An 18065-nucleotide genomic window follows, 5' to 3' on the forward strand; every position below is an offset into this window, starting at 1 on the left:
CGTTAGCCCTATGCAACACCAACGTATTCCCATGACTGTCGATGAATACCACCTGATGGAGCAGCCGTTCGGTTACAAGGTGGAATATTGGGATGATCATGCGGTTATTACGCCGCGTGAAAATCATGTTGTTACCCAGTTAAGGGTGGTGGCACGGGTAGTGTCGCCTGCTTGCCGTTTGGTTGCGCTTGACACTAGCCGACAGCAAGAAATGGCTGAAACTTTCTTTGCCGCTTTCCACGATACGGTTGAGTTTTGTGACTGGAATGAGAGCCATATTCGGGAGTTCGCCGACCGTAGTATTAGCGGTTATTTTGCAGGGAAGCGCGGTGTACCACATCCTGCTTCTGTGATGGCATTGGCTCAGGATGGCAGCATTATTGGGCTGGCGTTATTGCTGACAGACGAGGCGGGCGATGTGTGCTTGGATTTGTTGTGTGTTGTGCCTGCCTACCAACGTCAGAAAATTGCGACCAGCATGGTTGCGACTGCGGTCAATCAATTGTCTGTGTTGGGTGTCGAGACATTGAGCAGTGTTTACCACATTTGCAATGAAAGTAGTCGTGATTGGCATCATCGGTTTGGTTTTGTGGATGTTTACGACCAGATGTATATCCGCTTGAAATATGCTTGGTATCGGAATGAAGTTTGGCGGCGTGACAAGCTGGGGTTGTTCGATGGCTTGGATGCGCTGAAAGCGGAACGGGATTTCTGGTTGGCGCAACTGGATGAGTCATCCAGTTTTGGCTAAAAATTGGGATATATCCACGATTATTAGCCAATTCTTCCTGTATTTACACGCCCAACGCATCCAGTTCATCCAGCAGTTGCAATGCACGCTTGGGATTGCCGCGTAACTTTGCAGCCATGAAGCGTTGTTTGGCTTCTTCTTCAGCCAATACTTGTACCGATAATTCAAACATGAGCTTGTTCAGGCTGATGTCGCGGAATTTGGCGATGCGCTTGAGCTTTTCCGCCATGTCTTCGGGTAAACGGATGGATAACGTTGTCATGCTCTTAATAACCTCAGTATCTGTTCCGGTGTGATGACTTCATAGCCCAAATGCTTGAGTTCAGCGCGGGCAAAGTCGTTCACGTTATTGGTAATAATGTAGGTAGCTCCGGCAGCAATTGCCAATTCCACTACATGGTTGTCGGCTTCATCGGTTAAATTGGGTCGCCACAGGTAGCGTGCATCAACAGGTGTGCAGACTTGGGCAAAGCCATCTAGGAATTCCATCAGAGTCACCGAGGTTTGCTTACAAAGTGCCTGAATATTCTCCCGATTCAGCAAGTCCTGATACTCCATGTAGAGTGCATTGCCAACGCACGGCTGCAATTCACCTTCTAGGCAACGGCGGAGAATCTCCCGGTTTGGCCCTTTACCGCCGATTAATCCGGCAACTAGCACGTTGGTATCGACTACGACTTTGATTGCCATCCAGAATTGCCATCATATATGCACACAGATGCTATTGTGTCATAGAATCGCGCTGGCTTGAAGCACATTTTTTAGGTTGAAGGGGGGCTTGAAAAATTGGAGAATCACCCTGATTTAAGTGCTAATATTAGGTCTGAATTTATCATTAAATTTAGGTGGTTTTTAAATGCCTACGCGAATCCTTGCTGGGACGGTTGCCAGTATTTCCGAGTTCAAGGCTAACCCGATGAAGGTGATGTCTTTCAGCTCAGGTAATGCCGTCGCTGTTTTGAATCATAACGAGCCTGCCTTTTACTGCATTCCGCCAGCCATGTATGAAGCCCTGATGGAGCGTCTGGATGATCTAGAATTGCTTGCCAAAGTCCGCGAACGTGAACACGAACCCAGCATCAATGTGACGTTAAATGAGCTATGAGCTGAGGAATCGCATGTGCCTTCAGCCAGATTGAGTGGTGCGCAGAACATTTACAAGATCAAATTGCGGCAGTTGGGTTATCGCCTTGTTTACCAAGTGGACGATAATATTGTGACCATTACGGTGATTGCTGTGGGCAAGCGAGAGCGGAATGGGGTATATCAAGCTGCGTTGCAACGATTGGATGAATAGGGAAATCGGAGACGACCCCCGATTTCCTTTGATGCCATCAACTAAAATGCATTGTACTGAATATTTGCACACTCTGTGTTAAGCATACTACCATCATAGGTGTTTTTCAGAGTAACGCTTTGGCTGGCTTTATCTATACCGATGATGACATATTCATGTGTTAAACCTATCATTTTAGCGAATCCCCCTGCACTCCCAGTTTTGACAACTTTATTAACATATAGTCCTGAGCATCCTTTGGCGTATGCGGCTGCCATTTTTTGCTGTTTAGCTTGTGCTTCTTTTGCATCTCTGACTTTGGATTCGGCTTCTCGTCTTGCTTCCTGTGCTTTTTCTTCAGCTTGCACTCTGGTATAGCGTGTTTTTAAGCCCCACGGATCTCCAGCTTGCTCATTCATGGATTTTTCTCTGGAATCGTAGGTTTTGCTACAACCTTCGCTTTTTATGCTGACGTTACTGTCCTCAACTTCAGCCGCTCCATTTACGAGTTTACTGGTAACACTGTACTGTTTTGCTGGAGTGCAGCTTTCGACATATTGGATAGTGAGTGATGTGTCATTATTTCCAGTAGACCAAAGATAGGTATGTCCCGGTTTGAGTTCCACTGTCTTAGTTGCCTGTTGTGTGGCGGTTTCTTCCGCTTTAGCGACGCTTTGGCTGTGCAGGCTCAGAATTCCTCCTAGCAGGAGCAGTCCACCCACCACAGCGGCGGCTTGCCCATCTGACATTTCACTTTCACTGGATGATGAACCCGTGCCAGTAATAGTTTTGTCTGCGAAAACGTATGAACTGTTGGCAATAAGCGAGATTGCCAAGCATGTGCTGAGGATATGCTTTTGCATAGGATGATGCTCCTGATGATTATTAAGGAAGTAAATGCCCGGTACATCATCAATTCTACGAATTACGTAGAGAATGCTCAAGTAAAATTTACGAATATCGTAGGATGTCAAAGCATCCTCAATCATTATTCGGTTCTCGTTTGCGTACAGCGCGAATACTTGCGGGTTTACCGCAGGATCGTTTGGGTGTGTTGATTGGGTTGGATGAGGGGTGCAGCAGCGCCCGAATCAGTCGTTACGAAACGGGGACGCATGAACCGCCTTTCGAGACGGCTAAAAGTTTGGCAGCAGCATTGGGTATTCCGGCAGCATATTTCTATTGCGTATCAGACGAACTGGCGGACATCATTCTGGAGAGTCACGACTTGTCCGTTGATGAATTAATCAATGTTCTGGAATGGCTGCGTCATCTGAAGCAAGCAAGACAAGTCGGTAAAACCTGACCTACATCAAACTTATCCACAACCCCACCTTGAATTCCCTCACTTCCCACCCCAGATTTGTCCCATCCGACGCACTCGCGTCCAACCCAAATAATATAGGTAGCCCACATGAGAATGGACAAACTCACCAGCAAGTTCCAACTCGCCCTGCAAGACGCGCAATCGCTCGCGTTAGGGCGCGATCATCAATTCATCGAACCCGCCCACTTAATGATCGCGCTGCTCGATCAGGAAGGCGGTTCCACACGCGGTTTGCTCACCAAAGCCGATGTCAACGCCAACCAATTGCGCTCCAAACTGGGCGAAGCCCTCGACCGGATGCCTACTGTCTCCGGCGGCGATGCAGGCAGCGTCCACGTTTCCAACGACCTCAGCAAACTGCTGAACGTCACCGACAAAATCGCCCAGCAACGCAAAGACCAGTACATTTCTTCAGAACTCTTCATTCTCGCCGGACTGGAAGACAAAGGCACGCTCGGCAATCTTCTGCGTGAATGCGGTGCTACCAAAGGCGCGGTAGAAAAAGCCATCGAAGGGATGCGCGGCGGGCAAACGGTCAACGACCCCAACGCCGAAGACCAACGCCAAGCCCTCGACAAATACACCATCGACCTCACCGAACGCGCCGAACAGGGCAAGATCGACCCCATCATCGGACGTGACGAAGAAATCCGCCGCATGGTGCAAATCCTGCAACGCCGCACTAAAAACAACCCCGTGCTGATCGGCGAACCCGGCGTGGGCAAAACCGCGCTGGTCGAAGGCTTGGCACAACGCATCGTCAACGGCGAAGTCTCCGAAGGCATGAAAGGCAAACGCTTGCTCTCGCTCGACCTCGGCGCATTGCTCGCAGGCAGCAAATACCGTGGCGACTTTGAAGAACGCCTCAAAGCCGTCCTCAACGACATCGCCAAAGCCGAAGGCAATATCATCCTGTTCATCGACGAATTGCACACGATGGTCGGCGCAGGCAAAGCCGACGGCGCAATGGACGCAGGCAATATGCTTAAGCCTGCCCTCGCACGCGGTGAATTGCATTGCTTGGGCGCTACCACGCTCGACGAATACCGCCAATACATCGAAAAAGATGCCGCGCTCGAACGCCGCTTCCAGAAAGTGCTGGTCGATGAACCAACCGTGGAAGACACCATCGCCATCCTGCGCGGCTTGCAGGAAAAGTATGAAGTGCATCACGGCGTGGAAATCACCGACCCTGCGTTGGTCGCTGCCGCCACGCTGTCACACCGCTACATCACCGACCGCCAGTTGCCTGACAAAGCCATCGACCTGATCGACGAAGCTGCGTCGCGCATCCGGGTCGAAATCGACTCCAAACCGGAGGTGATCGACAAGCTCGACCGCCGCCTGATCCAGCTCAAGATCGAACGCGAAGCCTTGAAAAAGGAAAGCGACGACGCCTCCAAAAAGCGCCTCGCCGACTTGCAGGCTGAAATCGACCGTCTGGAAAAAGAATCCGCTGATCTGGAAGAAATCTGGAAAAGCGAAAAAGCCGACGTGCAAGGTACATCCCACATCAAGGAAGCCCTCGACCAAGCGCGGCTCGAATTTGAAACCGCCCGACGTGCGGGCAATTTGCAACGCATGGCGGAACTGCAATACGGGCGCATTCCCGAACTCGAACAGCAGCTTGCCAAAGCGGATGCCAGCGTGGACAGCCATGAGGCCAAAGCCCCCAAGTTACTGAAAACCAGAGTGACGGAAGACGAAATTGCTGACATCGTGTCACGCTGGACAGGTATTCCTGTCAGCAAAATGCTCGAAGGCGAAAAAGACAAGCTGCTGAAAATGGAAGAGGTGCTTGCCAAGCGCGTGATCGGGCAAACCGAAGCGGTAGTCGCGGTTTCCAATGCCATCCGCCGTGCGCGGGCGGGGCTTTCTGACCCGAATCGCCCCAGCGGTTCGTTTCTGTTCTTGGGGCCTACGGGCGTGGGCAAAACGGAACTCACCAAGGCATTGGCGACTTTCCTGTTTGACACCGACGATGCGATGGTGCGGATTGATATGTCCGAATTCATGGAAAAGCATTCCGTTGCCCGCCTGATCGGTGCACCTCCGGGCTATGTCGGCTATGAAGAAGGCGGTTATTTGACCGAAGCGGTGCGCCGCCGCCCGTACTCCGTAATCCTGCTGGACGAGGTGGAAAAAGCCCACCCCGACGTATTCAACGTGCTGCTGCAAGTGCTGGACGATGGGCGTTTGACCGACGGGCAGGGGCGCACCGTGGATTTCCGCAATACCGTCATCATCATGACCTCGAATCTCGGTTCGCACCTCATCCAAGAGATGGCGGGTGAAGCCAACTACGAGCGCATGAAAGCAGCGGTGATGGAAGTCGTCGGTACGCATTTCCGCCCTGAATTCATCAACCGCATTGACGAAACAGTGGTCTTCCATCCGCTGGATCAGTCAGAGATTCGCCAGATTGCCGATATTCAGCTCAACAACTTGCGTAAGCGGTTGGCAGCGCGGGATTTGGGGATTCAGATTACCGATGCAGCATTGGATTTGTTGGCGGAAGCAGGATTTGACCCTGTGTACGGCGCACGTCCGTTGAAGCGGGCGATTCAGCAACAGGTCGAGAATCCGTTGGCACAGCAGATTCTTGGCGGCAAGTTTATGCCGGGGGATACGATTGCGGTGGGGGTGGAAGATGGGCGGCTGACGTTTACAGCGTTGGTTGAAGCGCAGGAAGTGTAACTCTCTTTTGTGCTGAACGGGAAACGCCGTCTTTTGGGACGGCGTTTCTGCTTATCAAGGTTGTGAGCTACAGCTTGCAGGTTCATCGGTATACTGCCAAGACTTTCGTATAATCAATGGTAACCTTCTGCATACAGGTACAATTGATGTGATCATTGCTTGTCCTACGGATTTTTGTGGGTCTAGTGCGTGTTGAAAATCGTGAAGATCTAAGTTCACAAGTTGACGAGATGAATCTGACTTCTTGACCTTTTCAATCCTATCACATTGAAACCAAATAGTTTCCTCACCATGATCACAAGGTGATGAGTCGTGGGTGTCAGTAGTTGCAAAGGGGTTATTATTTCCATGTTTAAATGCAATTACTCGGAGGCGGTACTCCACCCGCTTTGCTAACGGTAAGTATTTGTTATCACACCATCCATCTCTGATGCCTTCGTCGGTTTTTCTCTGTGAGTAATAAATATAAAGCCAGAAAGGTTGTTGGTCATTATGGTTATTCTCGTTATCAATCAACGCATGAGGAGTGAATTTGCAGAATGAAAATGCAAAAAATGGCTTCCCGCTAGTTTGCCATGCTTCAATTACTTTGATTTGAAACCAATCGTTGCAGGGGTGGGCGGGGTAAAGATATTCGCGCATGGGTATTCCTTGAGCAGATTACAGGTGTTGCCATTATGCTGTGAAAATAATCTATTTGTACAGTTTATGATAAGAAAAATTATGCTGGCATTTGTGTTACTGAGCCAATGCTTGATGTCTGGCAACTGGGGACTCACCATCCGCGCCATTGTGATACACGCTATGCCATTTTTCAGGCAAAAACCGATGGCGAAACGGTTACGCTGACACATCTCTACGTGGTTAGTGGACGAGATTTTTTTACCCGCTTCCGTCAGTTTTCCGGCAAGGTGCAAAACCAGAAAATCCAGATTCCGTTACCGCGTGATTTTTTCGGGGACTAAACCAAATACCTCCCACACTTTAGCATCCAGTTCCACCATCAGCTTCTCGGCCTTGGAAGATGGCAAGGTGGCGTAAATGTCTTTGGCAAGTTGGATGAGCATTTTGGACTCTGCCTTATCTGGATTCGGCAGCGGGAATTTCTCGACATATTGAGTGATGAAGCGTCTACGTCCCGCATACAATTTATTATTGAAACGGTGGTCATAGAATGACTCGATAAATGTCGAATTAGCGACTGCCAAAGCAAGCCAGAGCAAATCCGCATCCGCCGGATTTTTGCATTGAAGCCAGTAGCATTCGCCACTAACAATGCCGCCGTCCGTATCCAGCCAGAAAGTGGGTTTTTCGGCAATATCGGGAAATACCAGTTTGGGAGCAGACCATGCCGCGGGGTCTTGAGGAACCCATATTTCATACCATTGCCGTCCCGCTTCGATGACATAGGTACGGGCACTCAAAACGGCTTTATTTGCTTCAAGGTATTGTTGGGCTTTTGGGTATTTTTTAATATCCACCGCTTGGCGTTTACCTTGCCTGATTTCGTGTGGGTAAAGGATTTGTTTGATGTGGTTAGCTTTAACAGGTTTGACCGATTTGAAGGGTTGACCCCAATGACGGGTGATTAGTGGGCATAGTAACTCCGGTACGCCGCTAGGCAGTTGCGCCCAATCATGGCGGATGAATACCTTGTCAGCCGTGGTTTTGACCCCAACCCGAATTTTGCCAATATCCCCAAACGTTCCCCAAGTATGGGACGTTACGGTATCCAACCATGCGTCGGTTGACTGCGATGCAACACGCCAAACCCCTTCCGGGCTGTCGCCATTATCGAGAGTGCCGTGTTTGATGTGAAAACAGCCGCCATTAGGCAGGGATACGATGCTGTTATTAGGGTTTGCGAGTGCTGACAATGCGTCTTCAGCATAGGTTGATGCAGGTTCTGTTGTCGCATAAATGGATGAAAAAGGGATGCTTTTATTATCAGATGCCGACTGTTGCATGGTATTAACCACCAATACCGCTGGCAGAACGGCGGCATCGAACAGTTTCGTATCACCCAAATCCCAAACATGTGTAATATCGAAACAAGACAGCAATGCTTGTCGGACAGACTGCCCAGATTTGGTCGTCATGAAGCGGTTGGAGGTGATAATTCCCGCTGTTCCTTGGGGGGCAAGTACCCTGGAAATGCCTAATAGAAAGGGGTAGTAAAGATCAACACGCCCCGTTAGACCAAACTGGTTTGCTAACAGTTGCGCCTGATCTGCGCCGATGATTTGTGTACGTACGTAAGGGGGATTGGCAATGATTAGATCAAAAGGTTGCAGCGGCATTTTTGTCGAAAATAGGTCTTGTTGCCGTCCCCAGTCAGTAACCAATGCCAAGAAATCACGTTTTTCCAGATTTAATTTAATATCAGGGTATTTGTGTTCCAGCCGCTGGCGGGTTTGGTGCAAGGCTGGCTGATGGGTGTCGAATGCAAATACTTCCACCCGTTGGCGCGTGGTTTCTGGCAATGTGTCTAACATGGCTTCTAGCAAGATGCCGTTGCCAACAGCGGGGTCAAGCAAGCGGATTTTGCCTTGATGAGAGGGAAGGTTAGCCGCTTGCAGTATCTGGGTTGCAACAAAATGGGCGAGCGTGGAGGGTGTGTAGGTCGCCCCTTCCGCTTTTTCAGCAGTAACGCTTGTATAGCGTGGAGCAGAAGCGGGTGTTTTAAAACTAAGCATTACAATTCTACCGAAAAATTAAGGAGTCACTCGAGAGGCATTACAGTCTAATCTACTCTATGAGGCTACCAATAGCTGGATATATGTATTGTTCCTTGGATTAGATGGTAGAGGATGGTTTCTCACCCACTCTCAAAATAATCTGTATCCACTTTCTTCACCTCGTAATACTCGACCACCGATACACCCACATTGTATTCCACCATCAACGCCGCGAGCTTCTCGCCATCAATCAGGATAATGCGTGAGTCAATCGAGCGGGCATATTCCTTAGCCTCACGGGAAAAGTTGGAGGTGGTCATGAAAATCCCTTTCTTCGCCCGCTGCCCCTGCAACGCACCAGCAAATTTCTGGATTTCCGGGCGACCCACCGTCGCTTCCCAACGTTTTGCCTGTATATACAGCACATCCACGCCCAAACGGTCTTCGTTGATAATGCCATCAATGCCACCGTCACCGCTTTTGCCAATGGCGCGACCCGCATCCTGACGGTTGCCGCCGTAGCCCATCTTGATTAGCAAATCGACCACCAGTTTTTCAAAGAAGGTCGGCGAGGCTTCTTTAACCGTTTCCAACACTTCTTGTTCAAGATTGCGGCATAACAAACGGTGTGCAGAGGCGAGGATGTCTTCGGGGGTATCGTCGAAAATGATGTCCGAATCCATGTCCAGCGTTTGTTCGCTCTCGGTTTTAGTGGGGTGACGGCGATTTTTAAATGCTTGGAATTCGGGGAATGCTGCCAGTGTGGCAATACGGATACTGTGCGGATTAGCATCAAGTAATTGCCGTCCACGTTGGGTAATCACAAAACAGCCACGGCGTGGTGAGTACAACGCCCCCGCTTGTTTGAGGTAGGAACGCGCCCACCCCACGCGATTGCCGAACACCGACTGCGTACCACTGGGCAAAATAGCGGTGCGTTCGGCTTCGCTCAGTTTGAATTGTTCGGCAAGAGTGAGCGTCGCATCGCGCAATTTGTGTTCTTGCCCATTGGCAGCCAGTTGCAACAAAGGGCGCATCAAGGTTTGATAATCGGGTATCGGCATGGGTGGCACCAACAAAAACGCCGCTCTGAAATAAGCGGCGTTCGAGTATGACAAAACGTGTCGGGAAAGGCTATGCGCGTTTCACTAAACCAATCACAAACAACAGGATAACCGCACCAATTACTGCCCAAATCAAGGTTCCCAACAATGGGCCAACACCCAGATTAACGGATAACATGCCGCCAATGAATGTGCCGATAACCGAGCCAACTATCCCGACAATGATGTTACCGATTAAGCCAAAACCTGCACCTTTCATAATGATGCCAGCTAACCAGCCTGCGACCGCGCCAATACCCAACATAATCAGAATTTGAGTAATTTCCGCACCCATAAGTAGACTCCTTTTTAAACCGTGGTAAATTTATTTTTTGGCAATTGCCAAAAACAGTATAGGCACTAATTTAAAAATGGGTTATCTAATTGTATTTATTAGGACTATTAACGGTAGTGTTCACAGGATGAATGATAAGTTTACAGCGTGTGATGAGGTCATTAAGATGCCGCGTGCATTCATTTGCCGGTAAAGAAAGAGGTGTTGGCATGAGGCGTTTTGGATTGATGTTATGGCTGGCGGTGCAGGCAATGTTGGTGTCTGTCAGCGTGGATGCGGCTCCCGTCTTGGATGTACAAAATAGTTTGGTACTTCCCCCGCACACGGTGAACGGGGTCAAAATCAGTGAACTGTCTGGGTTGGCTTGGGATCAGGATGAGCAATTGCTCTATGCCATTTCTGACAAAGGCGCGGTTTTTCATTTTCGTCTTGATTTGCAAGGTAATCGCCTACAAGCAGCTAATGCGGTGTATGCAGCAAACCTTGTGGATAAGGAGGGTGAGCGTATCAAAAAAGGTCGCGGCGATTCCGAAGGCTTAACCCTGATGAATGCCAATAATGGCAAACGCGGTGATTCGCAATTGGTGATTGCGTTTGAGGGTGTACCACGCCTGATTCGGTTTACCCCGCAAGGCCGAGCCATCAATAACATCACCTTACCGGCGGTTCTGGACGATAGGCGTAACTATCGACACGGCAATCACGCGCTGGAGTCTGTTACGTTTCATCCGCGCTATGGCTTTATCACTGCCCCCGAAATGCCGCTTAGAGGTGAACCGCGCAATTTACATACGCTGTATTCTACCAAGGGGCAACAATGGTCATTTACGGCGTATCCTGCCAAAAACAGTGCGATCAGTGGGCTAGAAGTCTTGCCTGATGGTAATTTATTGGTAATGGAACGGGCATGGTCAGGATTTTTGAACCCCTTGGTCGTTAGTTTACGTTATCTGGACTTCAAGCAGTGCGCTAAAGATCCGGTATGTACACTGCAAGACTTGAAGGTTTTTTCCAACCATCTGCTGGTTGATAATTACGAAGGGCTAACCCATATTCAGGGCAATCAATATCTGATGGTCGGTGATGACGGCAATGAAGATTTTCTGCCGACGACGCTGACCTTGTTTACCCTTGATCTGGGGAAATAAGTAAATGAACAAAAGTCGTTCGCTGATGGTGTTTCTGTGGCTGTTGTTGGCAGTACTGTTGTTATGGGTGGCACAACCGGTGTGGATTCCCTGGTTGCAGGAGCCTTCGGGAGTAGTTCCCCGCCCGGTAATGGCACGTGGTGATTTGGCTGAAAATGAGCAAGCTACGATTGAGATTTTCGAGCGTAACAGCCCTTCGGTGGTTTATATCACGACAGTGGAGCGTGTGCTGAATGTGTGGAGTCGCAATGTGCGTGAAATTCCCCAAGGTACAGGAACCGGGTTTGTATGGGATAACACCGGACATATTGTAACCAATTACCATGTGGTGGAAGGTCATGATTCAGCCAAAATCCGCTTTGCTGATCAGCGGGTGTTTGAAGCGGCTGTGGTGGGGGTTAGCCCAGAGCATGATTTAGCCGTGTTGCGTTTGCAGGATATGGCAGATGCGCCACCACCGGTGCAAATTGGCAGTAGCAGTGACTTGCGGGTCGGGCAACACGTATTGGCGATTGGCAACCCATTTGGTCTCGACCATACCCTGACTGCTGGAATTATTTCAGCGTTACGTCGTTCTATTGATGGCGAGGAAGGGGGCAGTATGGATGGCTTGATTCAAACCGATGCTGCCATTAATCCCGGCAATTCGGGGGGGCCGTTGCTGGATAGTGCTGGGCGCTTGATTGGGGTGAATGTGGCGATTTATAGTCCATCCGGTGCGTCGGCTGGGATCGGTTTTGCGATTCCGGTGGATGTGGTGAATCGTGTGGTTCCCCGCTTGGTGAAAGAGGGGCGTTATACCCGACCCGTCTTGGGCGTGGCGTTGGATGACAGCATCAGTGAACGGATTAATGCTAAGTTGAATACAACTGGCGTTTTGGTGTTACAGGTGCAACCGAATACACCAGCGGCACAGGCGGGTATTCGAGGTACGCAATTGACTGTGCAAGATGAGCTAATTTTGGGGGATATTATTCAAGCTATTGATGGTAAAGCCATCGGTAATATCAATGAATTAAATAGCCTGCTGGATAACTATTCCCACAACAGCAAAGTACGGATTAGCTTACTGCGCCAAGGGCAGCAGCTTGAGGTGGATGTGGTGTTGTCATTGTTTCGTTAATGTTGGGGGGGCAAAGGCTGCGTAGAGCGCAGCCTTTGACATTTCAGGTAATATCAAGCTTCGTGATACAGCTTTCCGCCCATTTTTACGAATTCCACCGCTTTTTCCTGCATACCTTTTTGCTGTGCGGCGTAATCACGTACATCCTGCGTAATTTTCATTGAGCAGAAATGCGGGCCGCACATCGAACAGAAATGCGCCACTTTTGCAGAATCCTTCGGTAAGGTTTCATCGTGGTATTCACGCGCCCGATCCGGGTCTAGCCCCAGATTGAATTGGTCTTCCCAACGAAACTCAAAACGCGCTTTCGACATGGCGTTATCACGGACTTGTGCGCCCGGCCAACCTTTCGCCAGATCCGCCGCGTGCGCCGCAATTTTGTAGGTAATAATGCCGACGCGCACATCTTCCTTGTTCGGTAAACCCAAATGCTCTTTCGGGGTGACGTAGCACAACATTGCGCAACCGTACCAGCCGATATTTGCTGCACCAATTCCTGAGGTGATGTGGTCGTAACCAGGTGCGATGTCTGTAACCAGCGGCCCTAAGGTATAAAACGGTGCTTCAAAGCAATCCCGCAATTCCTTATCCATATTTTCTTTGACCATGTGCAACGGCACGTGACCGGGGCCTTCAATCATCACTTGTACATCGTGTTGCCACGCGATTTTGGTCAATTCGCCCAAGGTTTCGAGTTCAGCAAATTGCGCCGCGTCATTAGCATCCGCCGCAGAACCGGGGCGCAAGCCGTCACCCAGCGAGAAGCTCACGTCATAAGCTTTCATGATCTCGCAAATGTCTTCAAAATGGGTGTATAGGAAGTTTTCCTTGTGATGTGCCAAGCACCATTTCGCCATGATTGAACCACCGCGTGACACAATGCCAGTGAGGCGTTCCGCCGTCATTGGCACATACGCCAAACGCACACCTGCGTGGATGGTGAAATAATCCACGCCTTGTTCGGCTTGTTCAATGAGGGTGTCGCGGAAAATTTCCCATGTCAGCTCTTCAGCTTTGCCATTCACTTTTTCGAGTGCTTGGTAAATAGGAACTGTGCCGATAGGCATCGGCGCATTGCGCAGAATCCATTCACGGGTTTCGTGGATGTTTTTACCAGTGGATAAATCCATTAGGGTGTCGCCGCCCCAGCGTGCTGACCATGCCATTTTTTCGACTTCTTCTTCGATGGAGGAGGAAACTGCTGAGTTGCCGATATTGGTGTTGATTTTGACGCGGAAATTGCGCCCAATAATCATCGGTTCGAGTTCGGGGTGGTTGATATTGGCGGGGATAATCGCCCGGCCTTCCGCCACTTCTTTGCGCACGAATTCGGGGGTGACTTCCGCAGGCAAGTTTGCACCCCATGCTTGTCCACCGTGCTGGCGTAGCAATTTGCGGTAACGCGGGTCGGCTCGCAGTTCTTGTAAGCGCAGGTTTTCGCGGATGGCGACGTATTCCATCTCCGGTGTGATAATGCCTTGGCGGGCATAATGCATTTGCGAGACGTTTTTGCCTGCTTTAGCACGACGTGGGGCGCGAATGTGTGCAAAGCGCAGGTGTGCGAGTTTCGGGTCGTTTTGGCGAGTTAAACCGTATTCGGAAGTGGGGCCATTGAGTTGTTCGGTGTCATCGCGTTCCAAAATCCAGTTCAGGCGCACATCGGGGATGCCTTCCATTAGGTTGATGGTGACAGCCGGGTCGGTGAACGGGCCTGAGGTGTCGTAGACTGGAATCGGCGGATTTTCTTCCGCACCAAAGCTGGCGGCGGTTGAGTCTTGGTCAATTTCACGCATTCCCACGCGGATGTCGGCGCGTGAACCCTGCACGTAAACTTTACGGGAATTGGGGAAGGGTTTTGTCACTTCGCTGGATAGTTCAGCGGTTTTTTTTAGGAAAGCTGCGGGTATTGCGCTCATCATTCTTTGCTCCATGAAGGTTCGGGTAAAAACTCCACGGCAAGCGCTGGAGCCTCCCTACACCGGTATGATCCGTATCAGGTTCCAAGGGTATAATCTCAGCCTGTCAAGGCACCCCCGGCTCATCAGGCTGCACTGTAACAGATTCGTGGCTAATCAGGTATAACCCGACAAATTGTCGCAGGAATAACACACTTGATCGGTACTTTGCGTTTTCTAAATTTGTATTTTAGCAAAGTCTTATATTATGCTGCGACTTTTAGAGTGTTATGTAGGAGCTTATGCATGAACGATTTAGTAGCACGCACTTATTGTGCAGTGCCATCGGAAGTGCTCAAGGCGCTATTGTTTACGGGGATCGCAGGGGTTATTTTCCTGAGCATCGCGCGGCTGATGGGAGTGGAAATACCGTCTGCTTTGATTGTTGGACTGATTGGTTTTTTCTTTGTGGGGGCTATTTTAGCATCACATGGCTTGTCTATTTTACGTAAACCAGGACTCGTCTTGTTAGTGGGAACCGTGTCTATTGTCGCTGCTGTCCAGTTACAAGATGCTATATTGAATATTATCTGAGCACGCCTTATGCCTCGGCAATCCATTATTGTTGCCGAGGAACAGATGGGCTATGCCACATGATCACGCATGACCAATACATCACACTGTGTTGCTTTGACAACGGCATTAGCGGTTGAACCTAGAAACCCTAAAAATCCTTTCTTACCACTGTGAGCAATAACAATTAAGTCAATGTTTTTGTGTTGGGCAAACTCAAGAATGGTATCAGTCGCAAAGCCTTCTTTGATGGCTGGCTCAACACTCAACGGCAAGTTCAGTTGCTGAATGAGTGATTGCATTTGTTTTTCAGCATTTTCCCGTTGTTGATTGCGTAGTTCTTCATTCAACATCAGGCTGGTAGACTCACCAAAAGGTTCTATACCTAGCGGCACATCTTCGAGAACATGCAGCAGTGTCAATCGAGCATCGTACATTTCAGCTAACTCCCGTGCGCGTTGAACCACGTTGATACTGGAGTTTGAAAAATCAATGGGAGCAAGTAGGTGTTGATAGCGGTACATACTGAAACTCTCCTTTTTTGCTTCTATGCCTATTTATGATTTTAGTCTAGTTGAGAGCATATAGTGAGAGTTTGAGCTATACCTGTATTCTCTGATTTAGGTGTTGAAGGAGTATCTGTGTCCAAGTGGTTCGTGAATTGTGTGACTGATCTTCTCATCGCCTTTATTTTGGCAACGTTGTTGCTGTTTTATACTGCGGTGACTCACCCTGAGTTTTTCCCGCAACGTTTTTTCCACTATTGGGCGGTTGCGAAGCCTGAGTCGGTATCTACGGTTCCTGCACAGATTTCTGTGGTCACACAGGTGCAACCTTAATGCTTATCTGTTATGTTGCGCCCCAGAGCTGATCGGGCAATCGCTGTTTCCTGTGCAAGCAGGGGGTGGAGGAAAGTCCGGGCTCCATAGGGTAGAACGCCAGGTAACGCCTGGGCAGCGTGAGCTGACGGAAAGTGCAACAGAAAGTAAACCGCCTTTGAGTCCGCTTAAAGGTAAGGGTGAAAGGGTGCGGTAAGAGCGCACCGCATCGCTGGCAACAGTCGATGGCACGGCAAACCCCGTTCGGAGCAAGACCAAATAGGGATGCATTGGTGTGACCCGCACTGCATCCGGGTAGGTTGCTAGAGGTGTACGGCGACGTACATCCCAGATGAATGATTGTCCATGACAGAACCCGGCTTACAGATCAGCTCTATCTTTCTTTTTATTACGGCTATTTGATTCAAACATTAAAATAAAATAATGGCTCGTCATGCCTTAATTTATCACATTAGGGACCCAGTGTAATTTATTAAAAATAAATGGGTTTTCTCATTAGTGCCTTTGGCATTTGTTTTGTTTTTACCCCTCATTATCTTATTTAAAGTGATTTTTACGTGATTTTATTGACAGGGCTGTGATGTCTGCCTATATTCCTTCGTAAGTGGAAGAAAGTGGGGTAAAGTGGATTAATTTCCCATTTTGAGTGGAATCAGACAGCATGTTTCGTGGCATTTCTAGTATATCGATTGATCCAAAAGGCAGGTTCGCTATGCCTGCTAAGTATCGTGAAGATATTGTAGAAAATGCGGGTGGTCAGATCGTTATTACAGTTGATCACACGGATAAGTGCTTACTGGTTTACCCTATGGATCAGTGGCTTAAAGTAGAGAAAACCCTGATGTCATTACCCAATATGAATCGGCGGGTACGCAATATGCAACGCCTGATTTTAGGACACGCGGCTGAATTAGACCTTGATGCACAAGGGCGAGTGTTATTGCCGATTCCCTTGCGTGAGTATGCAGCTCTCGACAAGAGAGCTGTATTGGTTGGTCAGGCTAATAAACTTGAACTGTGGGATGCTGATATTTGGGATGCGGCTCGTGAGTCTTGGTTGCAGGAAGCGCAAGAAGATAGCGAAGCGAGTGAAATCCTGAATCAGGTTTCTATGTAATATCGACAAAAGGTGGTTGATTCTGTGTTGAAACACGACACGGTGCTATTGCAGGAAGCCGTAATGGCATTAAATGTCCAGGAATCAGGCTGTTATGTCGATGGTACGTATGGTCGAGGCGGTCATTCTGCCTTGATTTTGGAGAGTTTGGGTGCAAACGGACGTTTGATCGTCATTGATAAGGATCCTGTCGCGGTTGAGTACGCACATCAGCGTCATGCGAATGACCCTCGTGTATTTGTCTGGCATGGTTCTTTTCGTGATTTTCCTCAAGCGTTACACGTTGCTGGTGTTACTGAAAAAATTCAGGGTGTTTTATTGGATTTGGGGGTGTCTTCCCCGCAATTGGATGATGCAGAACGTGGTTTCAGTTTTATGCGAGAAGGGCAACTGGATATGCGGATGGATACTTCCAGAGGTGAAAGTGCTGCTCAGTGGTTAAATCATGCGGATGAATCGGAAATAGCGGATGTATTATGGCGTTACGGTGAGGAGCGTTTTTCTCGCCAAATTGCCAAGGAAATTGTCCGTGTCCGTGTACACAGTCCAATAGAAACCACTATACAGCTGGCTGACTTAATTGCCAATGTAGTACGTAAGCGTGAGCCAGGTAAAAACCCTGCGACCCGCAGTTTTCAAGCGATACGCATTAAAGTCAATCAGGAATTGGATGATGTTGAGGCATGTTTACAACAAGCTGTTGAGTGGCTCGCTCCCGCTGGACGTTTGGTTGTCATCAGTTTTCATTCGTTGGAAGATCGTATTGTCAAACATTTTCTGCGTGATGTTTGTTCTGTACCTAGCTTGCCGAAGGGGTTACCCGTAATACCAGTCTTTATCCAACCGCCGATGAGAATGATTGGTAAGGCACAGCGTCCATCAGATACAGAAGTGCAGGGGAATGTACGTTCCCGTAGTGCAATTATGCGGGTGGGAGAGCGTGTGGCATGAATCGAGGGGGCCTGCTGAGCGTGGCACTGTTATATGTGCTGGTCATCGCGATGGCGTTATTGATCGTTGTTAATCGTCATCACTCGCGCCAATTATTTGCTGAGTTACAAAAGCTGGAAAAAGAACGCGACGAACTGAGTGCTGATTGGAGTCGTTTAAAGTTAGAGCAAAGCACCTTGTTGAATCAAGTACATGTGGAAACCCGTTCTAAACAGGTATTGAATATGCAGAAACCCTCCGCTGACAACATCAAGGTTATACGCGAGTGAAGCGCAAAGTATTGAAGTCACCT

The 18065-nt window shown here is 49.1% G+C and carries 22 protein-coding genes, 1 other RNA gene and 1 riboswitch; of the genes, 14 read left to right on the forward strand and 9 right to left on the reverse strand.

Features of this window, described 5'->3' with window-relative positions; genetic code table 11:
* The first annotated feature begins 10 nt into the window (after window positions 1-10).
* Entirely contained in the window at window positions 11-751 is a 741-nt protein-coding gene (locus BLV87_RS10560; protein ID WP_093068514.1) for a GNAT family N-acetyltransferase, read from the forward strand.
* Window positions 752-794: 43 nt separating this feature from the next.
* Here BLV87_RS10560 and BLV87_RS10565 read toward each other — a convergent pair whose 3' ends face one another.
* Complete coding sequence (locus tag BLV87_RS10565; RefSeq protein WP_093068517.1) at window positions 795-1013, reverse strand: ribbon-helix-helix domain-containing protein; 219 nt, start codon at window positions 1011-1013, stop codon at window positions 795-797.
* Window positions 1010-1441: a putative toxin-antitoxin system toxin component, PIN family gene (locus BLV87_RS10570; protein WP_093068519.1), complete on the reverse strand. Its 432-nt coding sequence runs from the start codon at window positions 1439-1441 to the stop codon at window positions 1010-1012. The genes BLV87_RS10565 and BLV87_RS10570 overlap by 4 nt, the downstream gene beginning before the upstream one ends.
* A gap of 166 nt (window positions 1442-1607) precedes the next feature.
* On the opposite strand from BLV87_RS10570, the gene BLV87_RS10575 reads away from it, so the two are divergent.
* Entirely contained in the window at window positions 1608-1856 is a 249-nt protein-coding gene (locus BLV87_RS10575; RefSeq protein WP_093068522.1) for a type II toxin-antitoxin system Phd/YefM family antitoxin, read from the forward strand.
* A 15-nt stretch (window positions 1857-1871) separates the two neighbouring features.
* The gene (locus BLV87_RS10580; protein WP_093068525.1) at window positions 1872-2048 is read left to right on the forward strand and encodes a type II toxin-antitoxin system RelE family toxin; all 177 of its coding nucleotides are present in this window, start codon (window positions 1872-1874) and stop codon (window positions 2046-2048) included.
* A gap of 41 nt (window positions 2049-2089) precedes the next feature.
* On the opposite strand, the gene BLV87_RS10585 is transcribed toward BLV87_RS10580, so the two are convergent.
* Window positions 2090-3016: a hypothetical protein gene (locus tag BLV87_RS10585; protein ID WP_139282160.1), complete on the reverse strand. Its 927-nt coding sequence runs from the start codon at window positions 3014-3016 to the stop codon at window positions 2090-2092.
* Between the two features lie 14 nt (window positions 3017-3030).
* Between BLV87_RS10585 and BLV87_RS10590 the strand changes: the two genes are divergently transcribed.
* Window positions 3031-3333, forward strand: coding sequence for a helix-turn-helix domain-containing protein (locus tag BLV87_RS10590; protein WP_217629979.1), 303 nt, complete (start codon window positions 3031-3033; stop codon window positions 3331-3333).
* A gap of 108 nt (window positions 3334-3441) precedes the next feature.
* On the forward strand, window positions 3442-6051 hold the full coding sequence (gene clpB, locus BLV87_RS10595; protein WP_093068532.1) for an ATP-dependent chaperone ClpB: 2610 nt from the start codon (window positions 3442-3444) through the stop codon (window positions 6049-6051).
* Window positions 6052-6105: 54 nt separating this feature from the next.
* Here clpB and BLV87_RS10600 read toward each other — a convergent pair whose 3' ends face one another.
* A complete protein-coding gene (locus tag BLV87_RS10600) occupies window positions 6106-6693 on the reverse strand; it encodes a hypothetical protein (RefSeq protein ID WP_093068535.1) in 588 nt (195 codons plus the stop codon).
* A gap of 107 nt (window positions 6694-6800) precedes the next feature.
* Between BLV87_RS10600 and BLV87_RS10605 the strand changes: the two genes are divergently transcribed.
* Window positions 6801-7016, forward strand: coding sequence for a hypothetical protein (locus BLV87_RS10605; RefSeq protein WP_093068538.1), 216 nt, complete (start codon window positions 6801-6803; stop codon window positions 7014-7016).
* Here the strand turns inward: BLV87_RS10605 and BLV87_RS10610 are convergent.
* From BLV87_RS10610 to BLV87_RS10620, 3 genes are all read right to left on the reverse strand, one after another.
* A complete protein-coding gene (locus BLV87_RS10610) occupies window positions 6990-8747 on the reverse strand; it encodes an Eco57I restriction-modification methylase domain-containing protein (protein WP_093068541.1) in 1758 nt (585 codons plus the stop codon). The two genes, BLV87_RS10605 and BLV87_RS10610, sit on opposite strands and share 27 nt — an antisense overlap.
* A gap of 122 nt (window positions 8748-8869) precedes the next feature.
* Window positions 8870-9793 (reverse strand): restriction endonuclease, encoded by a 924-nt coding sequence (locus BLV87_RS10615; protein WP_093068544.1) that lies wholly within the window; start codon window positions 9791-9793, stop codon window positions 8870-8872.
* A gap of 70 nt (window positions 9794-9863) precedes the next feature.
* Complete coding sequence (locus BLV87_RS10620; RefSeq protein ID WP_093068546.1) at window positions 9864-10127, reverse strand: GlsB/YeaQ/YmgE family stress response membrane protein; 264 nt, start codon at window positions 10125-10127, stop codon at window positions 9864-9866.
* 209 nt (window positions 10128-10336) lie between these two features.
* Here BLV87_RS10620 and BLV87_RS10625 point away from each other — a divergent pair, with 209 nt between their 5' ends.
* Window positions 10337-11275, forward strand: a complete 939-nt coding sequence (locus BLV87_RS10625) for an esterase-like activity of phytase family protein (protein ID WP_245706992.1) — start codon at window positions 10337-10339, stop codon at window positions 11273-11275.
* 4 nt (window positions 11276-11279) lie between these two features.
* A complete protein-coding gene (locus BLV87_RS10630; RefSeq protein WP_093068549.1) occupies window positions 11280-12398 on the forward strand; it encodes a S1C family serine protease in 1119 nt (372 codons plus the stop codon).
* A 53-nt stretch (window positions 12399-12451) separates the two neighbouring features.
* Here BLV87_RS10630 and thiC read toward each other — a convergent pair whose 3' ends face one another.
* Window positions 12452-14314, reverse strand: a complete 1863-nt coding sequence (gene thiC / locus BLV87_RS10635) for a phosphomethylpyrimidine synthase ThiC (protein ID WP_093068686.1) — start codon at window positions 14312-14314, stop codon at window positions 12452-12454.
* A gap of 37 nt (window positions 14315-14351) precedes the next feature.
* A riboswitch (TPP riboswitch) is annotated at window positions 14352-14443 on the reverse strand.
* Window positions 14444-14599: 156 nt separating this feature from the next.
* Between thiC and BLV87_RS10640 the strand changes: the two genes are divergently transcribed.
* Complete coding sequence (locus BLV87_RS10640; protein WP_093068552.1) at window positions 14600-14887, forward strand: hypothetical protein; 288 nt, start codon at window positions 14600-14602, stop codon at window positions 14885-14887.
* Window positions 14888-14937: 50 nt separating this feature from the next.
* Here BLV87_RS10640 and BLV87_RS10645 read toward each other — a convergent pair whose 3' ends face one another.
* Window positions 14938-15390 carry a universal stress protein gene (locus tag BLV87_RS10645; RefSeq protein ID WP_093068555.1) on the reverse strand — a complete coding sequence of 151 codons (453 nt, stop codon included), beginning with the start codon at window positions 15388-15390 and terminating at the stop codon, window positions 14938-14940.
* A 117-nt stretch (window positions 15391-15507) separates the two neighbouring features.
* Between BLV87_RS10645 and BLV87_RS10650 the strand changes: the two genes are divergently transcribed.
* From BLV87_RS10650 to ftsL, 5 genes are all read left to right on the forward strand, one after another.
* Window positions 15508-15705: a hypothetical protein gene (locus BLV87_RS10650; RefSeq protein WP_093068557.1), complete on the forward strand. Its 198-nt coding sequence runs from the start codon at window positions 15508-15510 to the stop codon at window positions 15703-15705.
* A 24-nt stretch (window positions 15706-15729) separates the two neighbouring features.
* Window positions 15730-16084, forward strand: an RNA gene (gene rnpB / locus BLV87_RS10655) — RNase P RNA component class A.
* A gap of 282 nt (window positions 16085-16366) precedes the next feature.
* Window positions 16367-16822, forward strand: coding sequence for a division/cell wall cluster transcriptional repressor MraZ (gene mraZ / locus BLV87_RS10660; RefSeq protein WP_093068559.1), 456 nt, complete (start codon window positions 16367-16369; stop codon window positions 16820-16822).
* 24 nt (window positions 16823-16846) lie between these two features.
* Window positions 16847-17773, forward strand: a complete 927-nt coding sequence (gene rsmH, locus BLV87_RS10665) for a 16S rRNA (cytosine(1402)-N(4))-methyltransferase RsmH (protein WP_425441552.1) — start codon at window positions 16847-16849, stop codon at window positions 17771-17773.
* Window positions 17770-18042, forward strand: coding sequence for a cell division protein FtsL (gene ftsL, locus BLV87_RS10670; protein WP_093068565.1), 273 nt, complete (start codon window positions 17770-17772; stop codon window positions 18040-18042). The genes rsmH and ftsL overlap by 4 nt, the downstream gene beginning before the upstream one ends.
* The last annotated feature ends 23 nt before the right edge of the window (window positions 18043-18065 follow it).

It is taken from the genome of Thiothrix caldifontis (genome assembly GCF_900107695.1).
GTDB lineage: Bacteria > Pseudomonadota > Gammaproteobacteria > Thiotrichales > Thiotrichaceae > Thiothrix > Thiothrix caldifontis.